The organism is Streptomyces sp. NPDC102514 (genome assembly GCF_055584525.1).
Genome location: NZ_JBVJLW010000009.1, coordinates 1 through 17,532 on the forward strand (window position 1 = coordinate 1; position 17,532 = coordinate 17,532).

The 17,532-nt window shown below is 73.3% G+C and carries 14 protein-coding genes, 1 pseudogene and 1 riboswitch; of the genes and pseudogenes, 11 read left to right on the forward strand and 4 right to left on the reverse strand.

The features are described 5' to 3' along the window. Window positions 1-257: 257 nt before the first annotated feature. The 3 genes from ACZ60E_RS23110 to ACZ60E_RS23120 all read right to left on the reverse strand — a co-directional run bounded on the left by ACZ60E_RS23110 (window position 258) and on the right by ACZ60E_RS23120 (window position 3,978). Entirely contained in the window at window positions 258-1,712 is a 1,455-nt protein-coding gene (locus tag ACZ60E_RS23110; protein WP_384814705.1) for a hypothetical protein, read from the reverse strand. Between the two features lie 156 nt (window positions 1,713-1,868). Then, on the reverse strand, window positions 1,869-3,005 hold the full coding sequence (locus tag ACZ60E_RS23115; protein ID WP_469442761.1) for an alpha/beta hydrolase: 1,137 nt from the start codon (window positions 3,003-3,005) through the stop codon (window positions 1,869-1,871). A 265-nt stretch (window positions 3,006-3,270) separates the two neighbouring features. Then, window positions 3,271-3,978 (reverse strand): class II aldolase/adducin family protein, encoded by a 708-nt coding sequence (locus tag ACZ60E_RS23120; RefSeq protein WP_469442764.1) that lies wholly within the window; start codon window positions 3,976-3,978, stop codon window positions 3,271-3,273. Between the two features lie 225 nt (window positions 3,979-4,203). On the opposite strand from ACZ60E_RS23120, the gene ACZ60E_RS23125 reads away from it, so the two are divergent. The 8 genes from ACZ60E_RS23125 (at window position 4,204) to ACZ60E_RS23160 (ending at window position 13,898) form a co-directional block, all read left to right on the forward strand. Further along, a complete protein-coding gene (locus tag ACZ60E_RS23125) occupies window positions 4,204-4,947 on the forward strand; it encodes a lysozyme (protein WP_469442765.1) in 744 nt (247 codons plus the stop codon). 197 nt (window positions 4,948-5,144) lie between these two features. After that, the gene (locus tag ACZ60E_RS23130) at window positions 5,145-6,389 is read left to right on the forward strand and encodes an inorganic phosphate transporter (RefSeq protein ID WP_469442767.1); all 1,245 of its coding nucleotides are present in this window, start codon (window positions 5,145-5,147) and stop codon (window positions 6,387-6,389) included. Between the two features lie 12 nt (window positions 6,390-6,401). Continuing rightward, on the forward strand, window positions 6,402-6,623 hold the full coding sequence (locus ACZ60E_RS23135; RefSeq protein WP_384814717.1) for a hypothetical protein: 222 nt from the start codon (window positions 6,402-6,404) through the stop codon (window positions 6,621-6,623). A gap of 123 nt (window positions 6,624-6,746) precedes the next feature. Then, a riboswitch (cobalamin riboswitch) is annotated at window positions 6,747-6,887 on the forward strand. Window positions 6,888-7,003: 116 nt separating this feature from the next. Next, entirely contained in the window at window positions 7,004-7,966 is a 963-nt protein-coding gene (locus ACZ60E_RS23140; RefSeq protein WP_469442769.1) for a cobalamin biosynthesis protein, read from the forward strand. After that, a complete protein-coding gene (locus tag ACZ60E_RS23145; RefSeq protein WP_384814721.1) occupies window positions 7,963-9,507 on the forward strand; it encodes a cobyric acid synthase in 1,545 nt (514 codons plus the stop codon). The genes ACZ60E_RS23140 and ACZ60E_RS23145 overlap by 4 nt, the downstream gene beginning before the upstream one ends. Window positions 9,508-9,577: 70 nt before the next feature. Next, on the forward strand, window positions 9,578-11,713 hold the full coding sequence (locus ACZ60E_RS23150; protein WP_469442771.1) for a putative cobaltochelatase: 2,136 nt from the start codon (window positions 9,578-9,580) through the stop codon (window positions 11,711-11,713). Beyond that, window positions 11,713-12,312, forward strand: a complete 600-nt coding sequence (gene cobO, locus ACZ60E_RS23155) for a cob(I)yrinic acid a,c-diamide adenosyltransferase (RefSeq protein WP_469442773.1) — start codon at window positions 11,713-11,715, stop codon at window positions 12,310-12,312. The genes ACZ60E_RS23150 and cobO overlap by 1 nt, the downstream gene beginning before the upstream one ends. Beyond that, on the forward strand, window positions 12,312-13,898 hold the full coding sequence (locus tag ACZ60E_RS23160) for a cobyrinate a,c-diamide synthase (protein WP_469442774.1): 1,587 nt from the start codon (window positions 12,312-12,314) through the stop codon (window positions 13,896-13,898). Before cobO ends, ACZ60E_RS23160 begins: the two co-directional genes overlap by 1 nt. Window positions 13,899-13,936: 38 nt before the next feature. On the opposite strand, the gene ACZ60E_RS23165 is transcribed toward ACZ60E_RS23160, so the two are convergent. Then, window positions 13,937-14,665: a ZIP family metal transporter gene (locus ACZ60E_RS23165; protein WP_469442776.1), complete on the reverse strand. Its 729-nt coding sequence runs from the start codon at window positions 14,663-14,665 to the stop codon at window positions 13,937-13,939. Window positions 14,666-14,749: 84 nt separating this feature from the next. Here ACZ60E_RS23165 and ACZ60E_RS23170 point away from each other — a divergent pair. The 3 genes and pseudogenes from ACZ60E_RS23170 to cobC all read left to right on the forward strand — a co-directional run. After that, window positions 14,750-15,169 (forward strand): annotated as a pseudogene (locus tag ACZ60E_RS23170) (cobalamin biosynthesis protein); the annotation flags it as partial. A gap of 273 nt (window positions 15,170-15,442) precedes the next feature. Further along, the gene (locus tag ACZ60E_RS23175) at window positions 15,443-16,282 is read left to right on the forward strand and encodes a sirohydrochlorin chelatase (RefSeq protein WP_469442778.1); all 840 of its coding nucleotides are present in this window, start codon (window positions 15,443-15,445) and stop codon (window positions 16,280-16,282) included. After that, the gene (gene cobC, locus ACZ60E_RS23180; RefSeq protein WP_469442780.1) at window positions 16,272-17,417 is read left to right on the forward strand and encodes an Rv2231c family pyridoxal phosphate-dependent protein CobC; all 1,146 of its coding nucleotides are present in this window, start codon (window positions 16,272-16,274) and stop codon (window positions 17,415-17,417) included. The genes ACZ60E_RS23175 and cobC overlap by 11 nt, the downstream gene beginning before the upstream one ends. Window positions 17,418-17,532: the final 115 nt, after the last annotated feature.

The window sequence follows — 17,532 nt, forward strand, 5'->3', positions numbered from 1 at the left end:
TCAGGGCGAGTTGATTGCGGACCTCGCTCGGTATGCGCATACCACACCAACGACGCAGAGACCGTGAAGCAACGTGTTGATTCTTTACGAGCCCTAAGGGCTGTCCCGTAACTCCCGGTGGATCAGCGCGCGGCGTCAGATGCGGTGCATCGCAAGGCGCCGGGTCGCCCTCATACCGGGTGCATTCGGGCGATCCGGCAACGCCGCGAGGTGCCGTAGCTGTCGTCGTGCGCCCGCCGGGAGTTACGGGACAGCCCTTAGTGCTCCCCGGTGTGCACCTGGAAGGCCGCGCGGCGCACAGCCTTCGCAAGCGCGGGGTCGGGGTGCGCGGCCGCGAGCGCGACCAGGACCTGCACGGTGCGGGGGTGGCCGACCGCGCGCACCTCGTCGAGGAGCGCGGGGACGGTCGGCTGCACCGCGGACTCCAGGTGCCGTACGAGGAGCGGGGCCTCGCCGTGGTCGGCGACGGCCGCGGCGGTGTCGACCCACAGCCAGGTGGCCTCCTCGCGGGTGAGCACCAGGTGGGCGTCCTCGGGGTCGTGTCCGTCGTGCTCGGCGAGCCACAGCAGGGCGTACGGGCGCAGGGGGGTCTCGTCGGCCACCGCGCGGACGTCCGGCTCGGCGGGGGCGCCGACCACGCGCAGGGCCTCGAAGGCCAGTCCGCGCGACAGGGCGTCCTCACCGCGGGCGGCGGCGAGGAGTTCGGTGACGGCGCTGCCGACGGGGCGGGCGGCGAGCCAGGCGCGGTACTCGGCGCGGGCCGCGTTGGGTCTGAGCTGGGCGCAGCCGCGGAGCATGTCCTCGGCGCCCTGCTCGATGTTCCCGGCGGGGCTCTGCGCGGCCACGCAGATCTGCTCCAGCTTGACCCACACGGCCCAGCTGCCGAGCGGGGTGAGCGTGGCCTGGCCGTCGGCGCAGGTGAGGGCGCCGACGCCGGCGAGGGCGTGCAGCGCCCAGTCGAGAAGGGGGTCGAGCGGGGTGTCCTCGGCCGGGCTCTCCGAGCTGTCGACGGGGCCGGGCTGCGGGCCGTAGGGGATCTCGCAGCGTTCGGTGCGCAGTTCCGTGACGCGCTGCTCCAGCAGGTCGAGGAGTTGCGGGACGGGCACGGGGCCCGCGGACAGCTGGAGGAAGGAGAGGACCTGCGGCATCGCGGAGACGACCTCGGCGACGGTGGAGGGCTCGCGTCCGTCGGGGCCGGGGTGGGCGATCGACCAGGCGTCGAAGAAGGCGACCCAGCCGCGCAGTACGGCGCTGTCGTCGCGGTTCCAGGCGCGCAGGCGCCAGCCGGGGCGCGCGGTGTCGCCGTGCACCTCGATCAGGCCGGCGAGCCGTGCGATGTCCCAGTCGGCCCGTACTTGATCCGGGGTCAGGGACAGACTGGTCGCGGCCTGTTGCGCGATCGCGTCGGAAAGGGTGCCTTTCCCTCCGGAGCTGTCGTTGTCCGCGGAGCCACTGTCGGAGGCCGTGGCGTCACGGTCCCGGCGGGGACCGGGGGCCGGGCCCAGGGTGGCGTCGGCCCAGCGGGCGACCCGGGCCGCGCCGGCGAGCACGGCGCGCGCCATGCGGGCGAGTTCCGCCGGTGCCGGTGTGCCCTCCGGTGGGCGGGGGGCAGGTCGGCGGGCGGGCCTCTGGGTCATCGCTCGGGGGGCGGCGGCCAGGGTTCGCGGGCGGACGAGTCGGAGCCTGGAGTCGCGCGGGATACGGGACGTCACGGGGGCAGTCTTCCGGTTGACGGTCCGAAAACCCAAACGGAATGCCACAGGAGGCCACGGAGGCGGTCCGCGCACCGGGCCCGGCAGGGGGTGCGAGCGGATTTCGGCCACTGGTAGACGATTAAACGGAAGCTTCGCGGCCGGGCGTGGAGGGGGCTACATCAGTGGGGTGAGAAAGCGGCGGAGGGCCTCTTCGTAACCGGCCGGGTCGGCGTTCCACATGGCGCCGTGCGGGGCGTCGTGGACCGTGTGGAGGGTGACGAGGTCGGGGCGGCGGTCCGCGAGGCGGCGCGAGAGTCCCCAGGGGGCGACGGTGTCGTCGGGGCCGTGCAGAACGAGGGTGGGCACCTTGAGCCGTACGGGGTCGGCGGCGCCCTCGACGCGGCCGCTGCCGAGGCCCGTACGGCCCTGGGCGGCGCGGACGGCCAGCGGCAGCAGGGCGCCGGGGGTGCGGCGGGCCCTGGCGAGGGCACGCAGGGTGGCCTCCCAGTCGAGGACCGGCGAGTCCAGGACGAGCCCGGAGATCCGCTCGCGCAGCGCGGAGTGCTCGGCGGCGCGCAGCGCCATGGTGGCGCCGGTCGACCAGCCGTGCAGGACGACGCGTTCGGCGCCGTACCGCACGGCGAAGCGGATGGCGGCGTCCAGGTCGCGCCACTCGGTCTCGCCGAGGTGGTTCAGGCCGTCCGGCGGCCGTGGTGCGCCGGCGTCCCCGCGGTAGGCGAGGCCGAGGACGGGGAACTGCTGGCGGTGCAGGAACTCCATGAGGTTCATGGGGTGTTCGCGGGTGGCGCCGAGGCCGTGCACGGTGATCACCCAGGTGTCACGGGCGGCGGGCACGAACCAGGCGGGCAGGGTGCCCAGCTCACCGGGGATGTCCACGTCGGTGAACGGCAGGCCGAGGGCGGTGCCCGGGTCGCCGACGTGCACGCCGGGTGTGAACCGCACCTTGTCGCCGGGTTCCAGCGTGCCGTGGGTGACGCGCTCCAGACGGCGTACCACCGTGTCGGCGGAGTGCGCGGCCCCGGCCAGGAGCGGGCCGACGACGGCGTGGCTGCCGTCGCCGCCGAGGCCGTACACGCCCGGGCGCCGGGAGGCGAGGGCGCGGGTCAGGGCGATCTGGCCCGCGGCCGTGGCGTGCACGGTCAGCCGGGGTTCGGTGGGCAGTGGGCGGCCCGGCGCCGCCTTCAGGGCGGCGTCGCTGGCGAAGCGGCCGGCGGCGATACCGGCCGCGCCGGCCACGGCCACGGTGAGGGCGGTGGTGAGGGCTGCCGTCGTCGGCTTCACGGTGCGCACGGGTCCAGTCTCCTGATCGAGCCCGCTGTCGGCCAGTGGACGGGCGACACGGGTGACTCCGGCGCCCGCCGCGAGGGTGGGCCGGGTCCGCGGTCGGCGGGGCCTTCTGTTCGCAGCCGCGTACGGTCCGGCGGGCCGAGGACCGCCCCGTCCGGCCGGGCCTGCCCATGTGTCCCGTCCGGCCGGGGCCGTACGTACCGCCGTGGACGGCCGGGCACGTGCGGACGGCCGCGGACGGTCGCGGACGGTCGCGGACGGCCCGGTGTCACGGCTGGCCGTAGCCCCTCAGCCGCTCGCCCGCCTGTGCCACCTGGTCCTCGGTCAGCAGGGTGGGGGCGAGGCCCGGGACGGATGACGCGGTGAGCCACACGCGGCACATCCATTCGAGCTGGGCGGTGCGGTCGTAGGCCTGGTCGAGGGTGGCGCCGTGGGCGAGGGTGCCGTGGTTCTGCAGGAGGCAGGCCGTGCGGTCCCGCAGGGCCCGGAGCATGTTCTCGGCCAACTTGTCGGTGCCGTAGGTGGCGTACGGCGCGACGCGGACGGGCCCGCCGAGGGCGGCGGACATGTAGTGGACGAGGGGCAGCTCGGTGACGAGGGTCGAGACGGCCGTGGCGTGCACGGCGTGGGTGTGCACGACGGCGCGCGCGTCCGTGGAGCGGTAGACGGCGAGGTGCATGGGCAGTTCGCTGGTCGGAACGAGTGAACCGAGCACGCGCCGGCCGTCCAGCGACACCCCGCAGACGTCCTCGGGCGTCAGCCGGTCGTACGGGACCCCGGTCGGCGTGACCAGGACGGTGTCGCCCACGCGCACGGAGACGTTGCCCGACGTACCGACGACCAGCCCGTCGGACACCGTGCGGCGGGCCGTGGCCACGAGGTCGTCCCACGCCCGCTCCAGCGCCTCCCCCGGCCGGGACGCGCCCGTCTCCCCGAAGCCTCGTCCGTCTCCTGCGTCCCGCCGCTGCTCAGCCATGCCGCGATCCTGCCAGCCGCCCGTGCCCGCTCGGCCCGGCTCGGCCCTGCTCTCCCCTTGCTCCGTTCGGGCGAGGGCACTGTAGGGCGGAACCCGAACGTCCGAAAGGTAATACAAGGTATTAATCGACCGCCGGAGCGAATGACCGGCGCGCGACGGACCGTGAGGGATCTTCCAGTAGCCTCTGGAAGATTTTTCACTTACGTCGCCATTCCGGGGGAAAACATGGCCAGTGATCGTAAATCGTCCCGTCAGCGCGCCCGTCTCGTCGCCGCCTCCGTGGCGACGCTGGCGCTCGGCGGCACCGCACTCGTCGAGGTGCCGGCCTCGGCCGCCGGCAAGCCCAAGGGGCACGACGTGTCCTCGCACCAGAAGAACGTGAACTGGTCGAGCGCGAGGAGCAAGGGCGCGACCTTCGTCTACGTGAAGGCCACCGAGTCGCGCACGTACCGCAACCCGTACTTCGCCCAGCAGTACGACGGCGCGCGCAACGCGGGCATCATCCGCGGCGCGTACCACTTCGCGCTGCCGGACAAGTCGTCGGGCACCGAGCAGGCCGCCTACTTCGTGCGCAACGGCGGCGCCTGGCGGGCGGACGGCTGGACGCTGCCGCCCGCGCTGGACATCGAGTACAACCCGTACGACAAGAAGAAGAAGTGCTACGGGCTGAGCAAGAGCGGCATGGTCGGCTGGATCAGGGCCTTCAGCGACGAGGTGAGGCGGCAGACCGGCCGCCGGCCCGTCATCTACACCAACTACACCTGGTGGAAGACGTGCACGGGCAACAGCGCCGCGTTCGCCTCGAACCATCCGCTGTGGCTGGCCCACTACGACGCGACCTCGGGGTCGCTGCCCTCGGGCTGGAACTTCTGGACGTTCTGGCAGTACGACAACAGCGGCAGCCTGCCGGGTGACCAGAATCTCTTCAACGGGTCGCTGTCCCAGCTGAAGGCCTTCGCGAGGGGGTGAGCCGGGTAGCGGACCCCTGGGTTCCGCCTCTGTTCGAGGATTTTCCGGGACTTTCGAGAGCCGTCGCCGCCACTTCGACACAAGCGGAATGACGGCACCTCGATTGGGTCACCCCACCGCCCGACTCAGTTCATCTTCCGTTCACCCAGGTTGCTTACGTTCCCCGTGCCACTGTCGTCCAACAGAAGCCTGGGTAAATGGAACACATCACGCTCCTCCTCGGAATCGTGATCGTTACCGCTCTCGTGTTCGATTTCACGAACGGTTTCCACGACACTGCCAACGCGATGGCGACGACCATCTCGACCGGCGCTCTCAAGCCCAAGACGGCGGTGGCCATGTCCGCCGTACTGAACCTCGTCGGTGCGTTCCTCTCCGTGGAGGTCGCCAAGACGATCTCCGGCGGCCTCATCAACGAAGCGGGCATCCGCACCGAAGTGATCTTCGCGGCGCTCGTCGGCGCCATCCTGTGGAATCTGCTGACCTGGCTGCTGGGTCTGCCCTCCAGTTCGTCCCACGCCCTCTTTGGCGGCCTGATCGGCGCCGCGGTGATGTCGGCGGGCTGGTCCTCGGTGAACGGCTCGACCGTGATCACCAAGGTCCTCCTCCCCGCGATCGCCGCACCCGTGGTGGCCGGACTCGCCGCGATGCTCGCCACCCGGCTGACGTACCGGATCAGCAGGGAGGCCGGTGAGAAGGCGACCTCCAAGGGCTACCGCGCGGGTCAGATCACCTCCGCGGGCCTCGTCTCGCTGGCCCACGGCACGAACGACGCACAGAAGACCATGGGCATCATCACCCTGGCCCTGGTCACCGGCGGGGTGCTCGCGCCCGGCTCGAACCCTCCCCTGTGGGTCATCGTCTCGGCCGGTATCGCCATCGCGCTCGGCACCTACCTGGGCGGCTGGCGCATCATCCGCACCATGGGCAAGGGCCTCACCGACCTCGCGCCGCCGCAGGGCTTCGCCGCCCAGACCAGCGCCGCGACGGTCATCCTGGCCTCCTCGCACCTCGGCTTCTCCCTCTCGACCACGCAGTCCTGCTCCGGCGCCGTGATGGGTTCGGGTCTGGGCCGCAAGGGCGGTGTCGTCCGCTGGTCGACCGCGACCCGCATGTTCGTCGCCTGGGGCCTCACGCTCCCGGCCGCCGGTCTGGTCGGCGCGGGCGCCGAGTTCCTGACCAAGCAGGGCACCTGGGGCATCATCCTCACCGGCGCGCTGCTGATCGCCGGCTCCGCGGTCATCTGGACGCTCTCCCGCCGCCAGCCGGTCACCGTCGACAACGTCAACGACGACCACGAGCCGGCGGGCGTCGTGACCACCGCGATCGCCGCCGTCACCCCGCCTCCCGCGGGTCCGGTCACCCCGGCCCCGGCCGCGAGCGACCTCAAGACCACCATCCCGGGCCCGGACGCCGAGCCCGCCCGTCCGGCCACGGTGTAAGGAACGAACCGCATGAAGATCGACTGGGCAGCCCTCGGCTCCGTGTTCGGAGTCAGCCTCATCGCCACCGTCGCCCTCGTGGGCCTCTTCACCCTCGGCATCGTCGGCCTCACCAAGCGCGAGACGGCCGCGGAGCAGGGTGGCTCCGCGACCCTCGCGGTCACCGGCGCGTACGCCTGCTTCGCCGCGTGTGCGGCGGCAGTGGCGTACGGGATCTATCTGATCGTCGCCTGACCCTCGCGGCACGTCCGTTCCGTACGGGACCGCCCCGTCGACCACCTGGTCGGCGGGGCCTTCTCGTGTCCGTGTGTGGGCCTCGGCACACTCTCCCGTCGCAGGTCAACAGCAAGTTGACGGGTGTTCGCGGACCGTGGTGGACTGCCGAGGCCATGTACGTCGGCAGAAGAGGAAGCCGGTGCGAATCCGGCGCGGTCCCGCCACTGTTACCGGGGAGTCGAACCCCCGGGAGCCAGGAACTCTCGCCGTCGGTCTCGTCGAACCAGGGCGTGGACACCCTGAGTGAGGACATATCGCCATGCGCGCCCACCTGTTGTGGACCAGTGTGCCCGGGCCAGGTACCAGGCTTTCGCCTCAACCAGCGGCGGGCTGAACCGATGCGAGCCGAGCGCGTCTTCGCGTACGGTGCCGCCGCCGGCCTCCTCGGTGACCTGCTGCTCGGCGATCCCCGCCGAGGGCATCCGGTCGCCGCGTTCGGGCGGGCCGCGGGAGCCGTCGAGCGCGCCCTGTGGCGCGACCACCGGGGCTGGGGGGCGCTGCACACCGCCGTGTGCGCGGGCGGCGCCGTCTGTCTCGCCGTGGCCGCCGAGCGTTCCCTGCGCACCTCCCCCGTCGCCTCCGTCGCGCTGACCGCCGCCGCCACCTGGGCCGTCGTGGGCGGGACCTCGCTCGGCCGTGAGGCGCGGGCCGTCGGCGGGGCGCTGGCCGCCGGGGACATCGAGGTGGCCAGGGAGCGGCTGCCGCATCTGTGCGGGCGCGACCCGCAGGCGCTGGACGCCGACGGGATCGCCCGCGCGGTCGTCGAGTCGGTCGCCGAGAACACCTCCGACGCCGTCGTGGGCGCCCTGGTGTGGGGCGCGGTCGCGGGCGTGCCAGGACTGGTCGGGTTCCGGGCCGTCAACACGCTGGACGCCATGGTCGGGCACAAGTCGGCCCGTCACCGGCGGTACGGGTGGGCGTCCGCCCGGCTCGACGACGTGGTGGGGTGGCCCGGGGCCCGGCTGACCGCGGTCCTCGCCGCCGTCGCCGGGGGGAATCCGCGCGGGGCCGTCACCGCCTGGCGCGCCGACGCCGCCAGGCATCCGAGTCCCAACGCCGGGCCCGTGGAGGCCTCGTTCGCGGGGGCGCTCGGGGTACGGCTCGGCGGCACGCTCTCGTACGCGGGACGGGTCGAGCACCGGCCCGTGCTCAACGGTCCGGGGCGGGCCGTGGAGGTCGGGGACATCGAGCGGGCCGTCCGGCTCTCGCGCCGCGTGGGCCTGCTCGCGCTGGGCGCGAGTGTCGCCGGGCGGCTGCTCGCCACGTCGTTGGTGCCGAAGGCGAAGGGGCGTACGTCATGAGCGCGGGAACGGGCGGGAGAACGGGTGGCGGACCGGGTGGCGGACTGCTCGTCGCCGGGACGACCTCCGACGCGGGCAAGAGCGTCGTGACCGCCGGGATCTGCCGGTGGCTGGTGCGGCGGGGTGTGAAGGTGGCGCCCTTCAAGGCGCAGAACATGTCCTTGAACTCGTTCGTCACCCGCGAGGGCGCCGAGATCGGCCGGGCGCAGGCGATGCAGGCGCAGGCCGCCCGGGTGGAGCCCTCCGTGCTCATGAACCCCGTCCTGCTGAAGCCGGGCAGTGACCGCAGCAGCCAGGTCGTCCTGATGGGCAGGCCCGTGGGCGAGCTGAGCGCGCGCGGCTATCACGGCGGACGCCAGGAGGCGTTGCTCGGGACCGTGCTGGACTGTCTGGCCGAGTTGCGGGGCACGTATGACGCGGTGATCTGTGAGGGGGCGGGCAGTCCCGCCGAGATCAACCTGCGGCGCACCGACATCGTGAACATGGGCATCGCGCGCAACGCGCGGCTGCCCGTCCTCGTGGTGGGGGACATCGACCGCGGCGGTGTCTTCGCCTCGTTCTTCGGGACGGTGGCGCTGCTGTCGCGCGAGGACCAGGAGCTGGTCGCAGGGTTCCTCGTCAACAAGTTCCGCGGGGACGTCTCTCTGCTGGAACCCGGCGTCGACATGCTGCGCGGGCTCACCGGGCGGCACACCTACGGCATCCTGCCCTTCCGGCACGGCCTCGGCATCGACGAGGAGGACGGGCTCAGGGTGTCCCTGCGGGGGTCGGTGCGCGAGTCCGAGGTCTCCTCCCCCGTCGGCGAGGACATCCTGCGGGTCGCCGTCTGCGCGATCCCCCTGATGTCCAACTTCACGGACCTGGACGCCCTCGCCGCCGAACCGGGCGTCGTCGTGCGGTTCGTGGACCGCGCCGAGGAACTGGTCGACGCGGACCTCGTCGTCGTACCCGGCACCCGGGGCACGGTCAAGGCCCTGGAGTGGCTGCGGCGGCGCGGCCTCGCGGACGCCCTGGTGCGCAGGGCCGCCGAAGGACGCCCCGTGCTGGGCATCTGCGGCGGCTTCCAGCTGCTCGGCGAACACATCGAGGACGAGGTCGAGTCGAGGGCCGGTGCCGTCGACGGCCTCGGACTCCTCCCCGTACGGGTGCGGTTCGCGCGCGAGAAGACCCTGACCCGGCCCGTCGGCGAAGCACTCGGCGAACCCGTCCAGGGGTACGAGATCCATCACGGGATCGCCCAGGTCAATGGCGGCGAACCCTTCCTGGACGGCTGCCGGGTCGGCCAGGTCTGGGGGACGCACTGGCACGGCTCACTGGAGTCGGACGGCTTCCGGCGTGCCTTCCTGCGCGAGGTGGCGGCAGCGGCCGGGCGGCGCTTCGTACCGGCCGCGGACACCTCGTTCGAGGGGCTGCGCGAGGAGCAGCTCGACCGGCTGGGCGATCTGATCGAGGAACACGCGGACACGGACGCGCTGTGGCGGCTCATCGAGTCCGGCGCACCGGCCGGACTGCCATTCATCCCACCGGGAGCGCCCGTATGAGCCCGCTCGAAGGCCACTTGGGCCGCCTGGCACATCTGGCACATCTGGGCTATTTGGAGGACGACAACCAGTGAGTACCCCGTTTCCGTTCACGGCCGTGGTCGGTCAGGACGACCTGCGACTGGCACTGCTGCTGAACGCCGTCTCCCCCGCGGTCGGCGGTGTGCTCGTCCGCGGCGAGAAGGGCACCGCCAAGTCCACGGCCGTGCGCGCGCTGTCGGCGCTCATGCCGCAGGTCGACGTCGTCCCCGGCTGCCGTTTCTCCTGTGCGCCGGACGCTCCCGATCCGGCCTGCCCGGACGGCCCCCACGAGGTGGGCCCCGGCGTGCCGCGGCCCGCACGGATGGTCGAACTGCCCGTCGGCGCCTCCGAGGACCGTCTCGTCGGCGCGCTCGACATCGAACGGGCGCTCTCGGAGGGCGTGAAGGCCTTCGAGCCCGGCCTGCTGGCCGACGCCCACCGCGGACTCCTGTACGTGGACGAGGTCAACCTCCTCCACGACCACCTGGTCGACCTGCTGCTCGACGCGGCGGCGATGGGTGCCTCGTACGTGGAGCGCGAGGGCGTCTCCGTACGGCATGCGGCGCGGTTCCTGCTCGTGGGGACCATGAACCCCGAAGAGGGCGAGCTGCGGCCGCAGTTGCTCGACCGGTTCGGGCTGACCGTCGAGGTGGCGGCCTCGCGCGAGCCCGACCAGCGGGTGGAGGTCGTACGGCGGCGGCTCGCGTACGACGACGACCCGGAGGGGTTCGCGACGCGCTGGGCCGACGAGGAGTCCGACGTACGGGCGCGGATCGTGGCCGCGCGGGAGCTGCTGCCGTCGGTGCGGCTCGGTGACGGCGCGCTGCGGCAGATCGCGGCGACCTGCGCGGCGTTCGAGGTGGACGGTATGCGGGCCGACATCGTGATGGCCAGGACCGCCACCGCGCTGGCCGCCTGGGCGGGGCGGTCCGACGTGCTCGCCGAGGACGTACGGCAGGCCGCGCTCCTCGCGCTGCCGCACCGGCGCCGGCGCAATCCCTTCGACGCGCCCGGCCTCGACGAGGACAAGCTCGACGAGACGCTGGAGGAGTTCGCGAGCGACGAGGACGGCCTGGGGGACTCCGACGACCCCGGTAACCCCGGTGACTCCGGTGACTCCGGTGACTCCGGTGATGAGGACCCGGATCCGGACGGGCCCGGTGGCGGTGGCGGGCGGCCCCCGCAGGACGGGCCCGACGACGGCGGCGGCAGTGACAGCGGCGACGACGGCGACGGTGAGGTACCCGCGCAGGGCGAGGCCCCCGCGAACGAGTCCGAGAACGGAGGGGCGCCGTCGCCCGGCGCGGGCGAGCAGTCCCCCGTACGGGCCGCCGAGCCGTTCCGTACGAAGGTGCTGAGCGTGCCCGGTCTGGGCGAAGGGGCCGCCGGGCGGCGGTCGCGGGCCCGGACCGAGCACGGGCGCACCACCGGGGCGCGCCGGCCGCGCGGGGCGCTCACCAAGCTGCATCTGGCCGCGACCGTCCAGGCCGCGGCGCCGCATCAGCGGGCGCGCGGGCGGTCCGGGCCCGGTCTCGTCGTTCGGCGGGACGATCTGCGGCAGGCCACCCGGGAGGGCCGCGAGGGCAACCTCGTGCTGTTCGTCGTGGACGCGTCCGGGTCGATGGCGGCCCGGCAGCGGATGAGCGCCGTGAAGGGTGCGGTGCTGTCCCTGCTCCTCGACGCCTACCAGCGGCGGGACAAGGTGGGGCTCGTGACCTTCCGCGGCTCCGCGGCCGAGGTGGCGCTGCCGCCCACGTCGTCGGTCGACGCGGCAGCGGTGCGGCTGGAGTCGCTGCCCACCGGCGGGCGTACGCCGCTCGCCGCCGGGCTGCTGCGGGCCCACGACGTGCTGCGGGTGGAGCGGTTGCGGGATCCGGCCCGGCGCGCGCTGGTCGTCCTGGTGACCGACGGGCGGGCGACCGGCGGACCGGAACCGGTCGCGCTCGCCGGGCTGGCCGCCCGGCTGTTCGCCGCCGACAAGGTCGCGTCCGTCGTCGTCGACTGCGAGTCGGGCCTCGTACGGCTCGGGCTCGCGGCGCAGCTCGCGGGTGACCTCGGCGGGACGGCCGTGACGCTCGACGAGCTGCGGGCCGACTCGATCGCCGGGCTGGTCAGGGACGTACAGGGCAAGGGCCAAGACGGCAGTCGGGGCAGGAGCCAGGGCAACAGCAGGAGGGCCGCGTAATGCCTCAGGGACAGCCGAGTGTCGTACCGGACGACGGACTGACGACTCGTCAGCGACGGAACCGGGCGCTCGTCATGGTGCACACCGGGATGGGCAAGGGAAAGTCCACCGCCGCCTTCGGGCTCGCGCTGCGCGCCTGGAACCAGGGGTGGCCGATCGGGGTGTTCCAGTTCGTCAAGTCCGCGAAGTGGAAGGTCGGCGAGGAGAACGCGCTGCGCGTCCTCGGCGCCAGCGGTGAGGGCGGGTCCGTCGACTGGCACAAGATGGGCGAGGGCTGGTCGTGGGTGCAGCGCGACTCCCAGCAGGACAACGAGGAGAAGGCCCGCGAGGGCTGGGAGCAGGTCAAGCGGGACCTCGCCGCCGAGACGTACAAGCTGTACGTGCTCGACGAGTTCGCCTATCCGATGCACTGGGGCTGGGTCGACGTCGACGAGGTCGTGGAGGTGCTGCGGGGCCGGACCGGGACCCAGCACGTCGTCATCACCGGGCGCAACGCTCCTGGGAAGCTGGTCGAGTTCGCCGATCTGGTGACCGACATGTCCAAGGTGAAGCATCCGATGGACGCCGGTCAGAAGGGACAGAGGGGCATCGAGTGGTGATGTCCCTCGGTTCTGCCTCGGGAGCCTCCGGTTCCGGGTCCGGTTCCGGGTCCGGTTCTGGGTCTGGGTCCGGCTTCGGGTCCGGGTCCGGGTCGGGGTCCGTTCCTCGGCTGGTCGTCGCCGCGCCCGCCTCCGGGAGCGGCAAGACCACCGTGGCCACGGGGCTGATGGCCGCGTTCGCCTCGCGGGGGCTCGCCGTGTCCCCGCACAAGGTGGGGCCGGACTACATCGATCCCGGGTACCACTCGCTCGCCAGCGGGCGGGTCGGGCGCAATCTCGACTCCTACATGTGCGGGCCGGACCTGATCGCCCCGCTGTTCGCCCATGGCGCGCGCGGCTGCGATCTCGCCGTGGTCGAGGGGGTGATGGGGCTGTTCGACGGGGCTTCCGGGGAAGGGGAGCTGGCCTCCACCGCCCATGTGGCGAAGTTGCTGCGGGCGCCCGTCGTGCTGGTCGTGGACGCGTCCTCGCAGTCCCGGTCCGTGGCCGCGCTCGTGCACGGGTTCGCCTCCTGGGATGCCGGGGTGCGGATCGGTGGCGTGATTCTCAACAAGGTCGCGTCCGATCGGCACGAGGCGTTGTTGCGGGAGGCGATGGATCAGTCCGGGGTGCCGGTGCTGGGCGCTCTGCGGCGGGCCGAGGAAGTGGGGACGCCGTCCCGGCATCTGGGGCTGGTGCCGGTTGCCGAGCGGCGGGCCGAGGCGGTTGCCGCTGTCGCGGCGATGGGCGCGCGGGTGCGGGACGGGTGCGATCTGGAGGCGCTGTTCGCGCTGGCGCGCAGTGCGGGGGATTTGGGGGGTGGGGCTTGGGACGCGGGTGAGGTGCTGGCTTCCTCGCCCCCGCCGCCCCTTCTCGTCCCGACCCTCGGGGGCTCCGCCCCCGAACCCCCGGATCGGCCTGAACGGCCTCGTCCTCAAACGCCGGACAGGCTGAAGAACGCGCCGGTCGTCGCGGTCGCCGGGGGGTCTGCCTTCACCTTTTCCTATGCCGAGCAGGCCGAGTTGCTGGCCGCCGCCGGGGCCGAGGTCGTCACGTTCGATCCGCTGCGGGACGAGCAGTTGCCGGACGGGACCCGTGGGCTGGTCCTCGGGGGCGGGTTTCCCGAGGTGTTCGGGCCTGAGCTGTCCGCCAACGAGCCGCTGCGCAAGGCCGTCGCCGCGCTCGCCGAGAGCGGGGCGCCGATCGCGGCCGAGTGCGCGGGGCTGCTCTATCTCTCCCGTGAACTCGACGGGCTGCCGATGTGCGGGGTCATCGACGCCGAGGCCCGGATGGACGCGCGGCTGACGCTCGGGTACCGCGATGCCGTCGCGGTGTCCGACAGTTCGCTGGCCGAGGCGGGCACCCGGATGCGGGGGCACGAGTTCCACCGGACCGTCGTCGAGCCGGGGGCGGGGTCTGCCGCCGCCTGGGGGATGCGCACTCCGGTACGGCGGCTGGAGGGCTTCGTACAGCAGGGTGTGCACGCGAGTTATCTGCACACGCACTGGGCGGGCTCACCCGGGGTCGCCCGGCGGTTCGTGGACAGGTGTGCGGAGGGTTCCGGGAGTGACAGGGGTGGCGGGAGTGCCGGAGGATCCGGGGGATGAGAGCGGCGCCCGGCCTTCGGGGAGCGGTCTGCCGGGGCTCACTCCGCGATGCCGACGACCAGCCAGATGAAGGTCACTCCGGCGAGCGTGCACAGCAGGGTGGAACGGGCCGGGTGTTCGTGATGGGCCTCGGGGAGGATCTCCGCGGCGGAGAGGTAGAGGAGCGCGCCGCCGAAGAAGCCGAGGTATCCGCCGAGGAGATGCCCGGGAATGGTGAACAGCATCGTCGAGGCGGCACCGATCACCGGGGCCGCCGCGTCCGCGACGAGCATCGCGACCGCCTTGCGCCGGGCGTTCCCGTACAGGGTCGTGATCGTGTACGTGTTGAAGCCGTCCGCGAAGTCATGGGCGATCACCGCGACCGCCACGGCCGCCCCCATCCCGCCGCCCACCTGGAAGGCCGCGCCGATCGCCACGCCGTCCATGGCGCTGTGGCCGACCATCGCGGCGGCGGCGGTCAGGCCCACCTGGGGCGTCCGCCCGTCGTGTTCCCCGCCGCCGTGCGAGGCCTGGCGCACGGCCAGCAGCCGTTCCACCATGTGGGCCCCGAGGAAGCCGGCCACGAACAGCAGCAGCGCGGCCGGGACGCCGAAGATCTCCTCGCCCGCCGCGTCGAGTGCCTCCGGCAGCAGATCGAGGCCGACGACACCCAGCATCAGGCCGCCGGCCAGGCCGAGTACGAGGTGGCGGCGGTCGGTGACGCGTTGCGCCGTCCAGCCGCCGGCCAGCGTCATGAGGAACGCGCCGAGCGCGACGAACACCGCCATACGCCCTTGCTATCCGATCAACCCGCTTTCACGCACGTTCGCCGCACTCCGGATGCCGCCCGGCTTGCACGGCTTCCGGAAGGACCGCCGTCCCTCGTCGTCGGCGTGGGTGCCTCCAGGGGCGTGACGACCGGCGAAATACTCGGGCTCGTCGAGGACGCCCTGCGGGACGCCGGGCTGTCCGCGCGGTCCGTCGTCGAACTCGCGACCGTCGACACGAAGGCCGGTGAGCCGGGGATTCTCGGTGCGGCCGAGCGGCTCGGGGTGCCCGTGGTGACGTACAGCGCCGAGGAACTGGCACAGGTCGACGTGCCGAACCCCTCGGCCGCGCCGCTCGCCGCCGTCGGTACGCCCTCGGTCGCCGAGGCCGCCGCCCTCGCCGGTGGCGGCGACCTTCTCGTCCCCAAGCGCACGTCGTCCGCGCGACCGGCGAGGGCGACCTGCGCGGTCGTACGCCGGACCGGGCACGGGCGGCTCCCGGCGGCCGGGGCCGGTGCGGACGCCGGAGCCGGGACCGAGCGGCCGGGGTGCCCGAGATGAGTGGGGGCGGGACGGCGACCTGCGGGGCCTGCGGTCGTAGGGTGGCGCAGCGCGGCCACCGTCGGCAGGAGGAGCCCAAGTGAGCCACCACACCCGTCGGGCACGTCGGGCGCCCCGGGCACGTCAGGCGCCTCCGGGACGTCAGGCACTCGTCGGCCCCTGCGCCGCCCGCGGTCGGCGCCCGCCCTGTCGGCCCTCCTTCTCCCCCCACCCCGTTCCGTATCCCCAGGAGACCTCGTGACCACCCCCGCCCCCGCTCCAGCCCTGCTCCTCGCCGGCCATGGCACCCGGGACGACGCCGGAGCCGAGGCGTTCCGCGACTTCGTACGGGAGCTGGGCCGGCGCAACCCCGGCCTGCCTGTGGCGGGCGGATTCATCGGGCTCTCCCCGCCGCCGCTCGGCGACGCGGTGGCCGAGCTGGCCGCGCAGGGCGTACGCCGGTTCGCCGCGGTCCCGCTGATGCTCGTGTCCACGGGCCCCGCCGAGGGCGACCTCCCGACCGCGCTCGCCCGTGAGCAGGCACGGTTTCCGGGGACCTCGTACGCGTACGGGCGTCCGCTGGGCCCGCACCCCGCGCTGCTCGCCGTGCTGGAGCGGCGGCTCGACGAGGCACTGGGCGGGTCGGTGCGCACGCCCCAGGACCGGGCCCAGGTGACCGTGCTGCTCGTCGGCCGCGGCTCGACCGACCCGGCGGCCAACGCGGAGGTGCACAAGGCGGCGCGACTGCTGTGGGAGGGGCGCGGTTACGCGGGTGTGGAGACGGCGTTCGTGTCGCTGGCCGCGCCGGACGTGCCGTCGGGCCTCGACCGCTGTGTGAGGCTCGGCGCGCGGCGGATCGTCGTGCTCCCCTACTTCCTGTTCAACGGCACGCTCCCGGAGCGGATCCGGCAGCAGAGCGAGGGGTGGGCGACGGCTCATCCGGAGGTCGAGGTGGTCCCCGCCGACGTCATCGGGCCGGAGCCCGAACTGCTCGACCTGGTGATGCAGCGCTACCGGGAGACGCGGCCGGGCGTCGACGGCCACGGACACCACGACGGCGGCCTCCACCGCGACCACGCCTCGTCTCATGCGTACTGACAGCGACGGCAGAGGTGACTCCTCGTCCCGGGGCACAGGCGGTCAGGGCCGGGGGGACGGACACGATCTGCGGCATCACGGGGACGCCGAGGTGCGCGACGACGGCTCGGCGCTCGTCGACCTCGCCGTGAACGTCCGCGCCGGTACTCCCCCGGACTGGCTGCGCGGCCGTATCGCCGAGTCGCTCGCCGGGCTGGCCGCCTACCCGGACGGGCGGGCCGCGCGGGCCGCGGTGGCGGCGCGGCACGGACTGCCCGAGGAACGGGTGCTGCTCACGGCCGGGGCCGCCGAGGCCTTCGTGCTGCTCGCGCGTTCGCTGAAGGTCCGTCACCCTGTCGTCGTGCACCCGCAGTTCACCGAGCCGGAGGCGGCGTTGCGGGACGCGGGGCACACGGTCGACCGGGTGCTGCTCCGTCCCGAGGAGGGGTTCCGGCTCGACCCGGCGGCCGTTCCCGAGGACGCGGACCTGGTCGTGATCGGCAACCCGACGAATCCCACGTCCGTACTCCATCCGGCCGGGCTGATCGCCGAACTCGCCTGCCCTGGGCGGACGTTGGTGGTCGACGAGGCGTTCATGGACGCGGTGCCGGACGAACGGGAGGCGCTCGCGGAGCGGACGGACATACCGGGGCTCGTGGTGCTGCGCAGCCTCACGAAGACGTGGGGGCTGGCGGGGTTGCGGATCGGGTACGTGCTCGCGGCGCCCGAGACGATCTGTGAGCTCGAACGGGGGCAGCCGTTGTGGCCGGTGTCCACGCCCGCGCTGGCCGCGGCCGAGGCCTGTATGACTCCGGAGGCGCTCGCCGAGCAGGCGGAGGCGGCGCTGCGGGTGGCCACGGATCGGGCGCATCTGGTGGCGGGGCTCAAGGAGTTCGCGTCCGACGGGGTGCGGGTGGCCGAGCCGGCGGAGGGGCCGTTCGTCCTGGTCTCCCTGCCTGGTGCGGGGGCTGTGCGGGAGCGGTTGCGGCGGCTGGGGTTCGCTGTGCGGCGGGGGGATACGTTTCCTGGCCTTGACGGGACGTGGCTGCGGCTGGCGGTACGCGACCGTCCGACGGTCAACCGGTTCTTGCAAGCCCTGGACCAGGCGCTGAGCCTGGCCGGCGGGGCGGGGTGGTCGGACTCGGACTCGGACTGACCCGCACGTGCGGGTCGGCGGGGCTGATTGCGCCGTTCCCCGCGCCCCTGAGGGGGAGGGTGGGGCTGACCGGCCGTGGGCGTGGTGCGGCCCGGTGGGGGTTGCCCGCGCAGTT

Bases quoted from the DNA above. Each gene is read 5' to 3' on its own strand.
- ACZ60E_RS23165 (WP_469442776.1), bottom strand. From the start codon at position 14,665: ATGGCGGTGTTCGTCGCGCTCGGCGCGTTCCTCATGACGCTGGCCGGC.
- ACZ60E_RS23130 (WP_469442767.1), top strand. From the start codon at position 5,145: ATGGAACACATCACGCTCCTCCTCGGAATCGTGATCGTTACCGCTCTC.
- ACZ60E_RS23125 (WP_469442765.1), top strand. From the start codon at position 4,204: ATGGCCAGTGATCGTAAATCGTCCCGTCAGCGCGCCCGTCTCGTCGCC.
- ACZ60E_RS23120 (WP_469442764.1), bottom strand. From the start codon at position 3,978: ATGGCTGAGCAGCGGCGGGACGCAGGAGACGGACGAGGCTTCGGGGAG.
- ACZ60E_RS23140 (WP_469442769.1), top strand. From the start codon at position 7,004: ATGCGAGCCGAGCGCGTCTTCGCGTACGGTGCCGCCGCCGGCCTCCTC.
- ACZ60E_RS23135 (WP_384814717.1), top strand. From the start codon at position 6,402: ATGAAGATCGACTGGGCAGCCCTCGGCTCCGTGTTCGGAGTCAGCCTC.
- ACZ60E_RS23160 (WP_469442774.1), top strand. From the start codon at position 12,312: ATGTCCCTCGGTTCTGCCTCGGGAGCCTCCGGTTCCGGGTCCGGTTCC.
- cobO (WP_469442773.1), top strand. From the start codon at position 11,713: ATGCCTCAGGGACAGCCGAGTGTCGTACCGGACGACGGACTGACGACT.
- ACZ60E_RS23145 (WP_384814721.1), top strand. From the start codon at position 7,963: ATGAGCGCGGGAACGGGCGGGAGAACGGGTGGCGGACCGGGTGGCGGA.
- cobC (WP_469442780.1), top strand. From the start codon at position 16,272: ATGCGTACTGACAGCGACGGCAGAGGTGACTCCTCGTCCCGGGGCACA.